Consider the following 3431-nt stretch of genomic DNA (forward strand, 5'->3'; position numbering starts at 1 on the left):
GCCCTGGCCTTGCGTCGCGCGGATCGAGGTGCAGAGGTTGGTTTTCTGGCTGAGGCAGGAGGGGCATTGGCGGCATTCCGGCGTATAGAGCGGAATGACGTGATCGCCGGGTTTCAGCGTGGTGACGCCGGGGCCGCATTCAATGACCACGCCCGCGCCCTCATGGCCAAGGATCGCCGGAAACAACCCCTCCGGGTCAGCCCCCGAGAGGGTGAATTCGTCGGTGTGGCAAATGCCGGTGGCCTTGATCTCCACCAGAACCTCACCCCATTTCGGGCCTTCGAGGTTCACCTCCATGATCTCAAGCGGTTGGCCGGGGGCAACAGCGACGGCGGCTCGGGTGCGGATGGTTTTGCTCATGGTCACAGGTCTTTCACCAGACGCAGGCCGTCATAGATGGCGGCATGGGTGTTGCGGGCGGCGACGGCATCGCCGATGCGGAACAGGCGGAAGCTCGCGCCGGGGTTGCGGGTGATGGTTTGCAGGCTACCGGTCGAAAGCGCCTCGTAATCCACCTCGCCCAGATTGGAGGATTGCGGTTTCAGCTCGAAATACAGCTCGTCCAGGGGGCGGGTGCCGTGGTTCACGATCACCTGATCCACCAACCGCTCGCGCGTCACGCTGCCGTAATCGCTGCCCAAGGTGGCGCGCAACTGGTTGCCCTCGCGCGCGACGCCCATCAACCGCCATGTCACGGTGAAGGTCGTATCGCGACCTTGCAGGTTGCGCATATAGGGCACAAGGTTCATCGCCATGACCTCGGGCGCAAAGCTGCGATCCGGGGTCACGATCTCGACCCGCGCGCCGGTGGCAGAGATCAGGTCGGCGGCTTGCAGCCCCGCATGATCGCCGGCATCGTCAAAGATCAGCACATTCTGGCCGGGCTTCACATCGCCCGACAGGATGTCCCAGGCCGAATGCACCAGATCATTGCCCGTGCCCAGCACCTCGGTATGGGGCAGGCCGCCGGTGGCGATGATCACCTCATCGGGGTTGGTGGCCAGCACATCGGCGGCATCGGCGAAGGTGTTGAATTTGAAGGTGACGCCCTTCTTTTCGCATTGGTCAAAGCGCCAGGCGATGATCGAGGTCATCTCGCGGCGGCGTTCATCCTGCGCGGTGAGGCGGATTTGCCCGCCCGGCTGGTCGGCGGCCTCGAACACGGTCACGGCATGGCCACGCTCGGCGGCGACGCGGGCGGCCTCCATCCCGGCGGGGCCTGCGCCGACGATGGTGATGCGCTTGGGCGTGGCGGCGGCGGGGATGGTGTGGGGCATGGTTTCCTCACGCCCGGTGGCCGCGTTGTGCAGGCAGAAGGCCAGCCCGCCCTGATAGATCCGGTCAAGGCAATAGTTCGCCCCGACGCAGGGCCGGATGTCATCCTCGCGGCCTTCGATCACCTTCCGCACCAGATGCGGATCGGCCATATGGGCGCGGGTCATGCCGACCATATCCAGCTTGCCGCTGGCAATGGCGTGGCGCGCGGTCGCCACATCGGGGATTTTCGCGGCATGGAACACCGGGAAGCCGGTGGCGGCGCGAATTTCCCCCGCAAAATCCAGATGCGGCGCGTTTTTCATACCCTGAATCGGGATCAGATCGGTCAGGCCGGGGTCGGTGTCGATATGGCCCTTCACCACGTTCAGGAAGTCGATCAGGCCGGAGTTCTTCAGCTTGTGGCTGACCTCCATCCCCTCGGCGGCGCTCATCCCGCCCGGCAGATCCTGATCGCCGGTATAGCGCAGGCCCACGATGAAATCCTCGCCGCAGCGGGCACGGATGGCGCGCAGCACGTCGAAGGTAAAGCGCAGGCGGTTGTCGAGGCTGCCGCCATAGGGCGCCTCCAGATCATTGGTCAGCGGCGACCAGAATTGCTCCAGCAGGTGACCATAGGCCTCCAGCTCGATCCCGTCGACGCCCGCGGCCTTCATCCGCTCGGCGGCGTCGGCGAAATCGCCGATGATGCGGGTGATGTCCCAATCCTCCATCCGCTTGGGGAAGGCGCGGTGCGAGGCCTCGCGCTCGTGGCTGGGGGCCACCACCGGCAGCCAATCGGCCTTGTCCCAGCGGGTGCGGCGGCCCAGATGGGTCAGCTGGATCATCACAGCGGCGCCGTGATCGTGGCACTCATCGACCAGCTGTTTCATGTGGCCCACCACCTCGTCCTTCCAGGCGAGAATGTTGTTGAACACCGGCGGGCTGTCGCGCGCGACGGAAGCCGAACCGGCGGTCATGGTCAGCGCCACGCCCGCCTTGGCGCGTTCGACATGATAGGCGCGGTAGCGGCCCTTCGGCATGCCATCTTCCGGGTAGGCCGGCTCGTGGCTGGTGATCATGATGCGATTGCGCAGGGTCAGATGCTTCAGCTGATAGGGCTGCAACAGGGGATCGTTCGACATGGCGGGCTGCCTTCCGGGATAGGGTGCTGGGCGGATCATCGGTAAAATGTTCACTTGTGTCAAGATTGCATTCAGAGGTGAACATTATTGCGGTTGCGGCGGCATGGGCCTATGGTCGGGCCATGGCACGCAAGGCGACATCCGACACGAAATCTGAAACCGGCTGGCGCGGTTCGCGCGAGGGCTGGCTGGAGGCCGCCTATGACATGCTGGTGCATGAGGGCGTGGAGGCGGTGAAAATCATGCCGCTGGCCGAGCGGCTGGGCCTCTCGCGCACCAGCTTTTACTGGTTTTTCAAGGATCGCGACGCGCTGCTGGCCGCGCTGGCCGAAATGTGGGCGGCGCGCACCACCCTGCCGCTGACCGCCGCCTGCACCGAATATGCCGAGACGGAAACCGAGGCGATGCTGAACGTGATCGGCTGTTTCCTGCGGCCCGAGACCTTTGACGCCAAGCTGGAATTTGCCATGCGCGGCTGGGGGTTGCAGGATGCGGTGATTCTGGCGCAGATCGAGGCGGCAGACCGGCAGCGGCTTGCAGGCTTGCAGGACATGCTGGCGCGCTGGGGCCATGGCGCGCAGGATGCCGATGTGCGCGCGCGCACCATCTATCTGACGCAGATCGGCTATATCTTCATGCGGGCAGAGGAGAACCTGGAGACCCGCCTGACCCGCATCCCGCATTATGTAAAGATCTATACCGGCCAAGCGCCCGCACCGCGCGAGCTGGCGCGGTTTCGGGCGCACTTTGGCGATCAGCCCGCGTCCTTGGCCTCCTCCGGGGGCAATTGCGCGAATTTGGCGTAAAGCGCCATGGCGAGCGGCAAGGGCAGCGCCGCCGAATCGGCGGCATGCAGACAATCGCAAAACAGCCGATAGCCGCGATGGGTGCCCAGCAGCGCGGCAGCGCGGGCGCTGTGCCAGCGGCAGGCGGCCTCGTGCAGCGCAGCGATGCCGGGGAGGGATTTCAGCGCCGTGATGCCCTCGACCAGCGCCGCGGCATGGCGGGCCGCGGCCAGATTTTCCACCGTGT

At 65.3% G+C, this 3431-nt stretch carries 3 protein-coding genes and 1 pseudogene; 1 reads left to right on the plus strand and 3 read right to left on the minus strand.

Going from position 1 to position 3431, the window contains the following annotated elements:
* Window positions 1–348 (minus strand): alcohol dehydrogenase catalytic domain-containing protein (locus tag JNN06_RS01105; protein WP_291237757.1); only part of this gene is annotated, 348 nt, incomplete at its 3' end.
* A 14-nt stretch (window positions 349–362) separates the two neighbouring features.
* Window positions 363–2399 (minus strand): N-methyl-L-proline N-demethylase HpbA, encoded by a 2037-nt coding sequence (gene hpbA, locus JNN06_RS01110; RefSeq protein WP_291237755.1) that lies wholly within the window; start codon window positions 2397–2399, stop codon window positions 363–365.
* 122 nt (window positions 2400–2521) lie between these two features.
* On the opposite strand from hpbA, the gene JNN06_RS01115 reads away from it, so the two are divergent.
* Window positions 2522–3205: a TetR/AcrR family transcriptional regulator gene (locus tag JNN06_RS01115; RefSeq protein ID WP_291237756.1), complete on the plus strand. Its 684-nt coding sequence runs from the start codon at window positions 2522–2524 to the stop codon at window positions 3203–3205.
* Here the strand turns inward: JNN06_RS01115 and JNN06_RS01120 are convergent.
* Window positions 3154–3431: pseudogene (locus tag JNN06_RS01120) on the minus strand (hypothetical protein); the annotation flags it as partial. The gene JNN06_RS01115 and the pseudogene JNN06_RS01120 overlap by 52 nt on opposite strands.

Origin of the sequence: Gemmobacter sp., assembly GCF_016792925.1 — a bacterium.
Lineage (GTDB): Bacteria > Pseudomonadota > Alphaproteobacteria > Rhodobacterales > Rhodobacteraceae > Gemmobacter.

Excerpts from the sequence above, each read along its gene's own strand:
- hpbA (WP_291237755.1), bottom strand. The coding sequence starts at position 2,399 with ATGTCGAACGATCCCCTGTTGCAGCCCTATCAGCTGAAGCATCTGACC.
- JNN06_RS01115 (WP_291237756.1), top strand. The coding sequence starts at position 2,522 with ATGGCACGCAAGGCGACATCCGACACGAAATCTGAAACCGGCTGGCGC.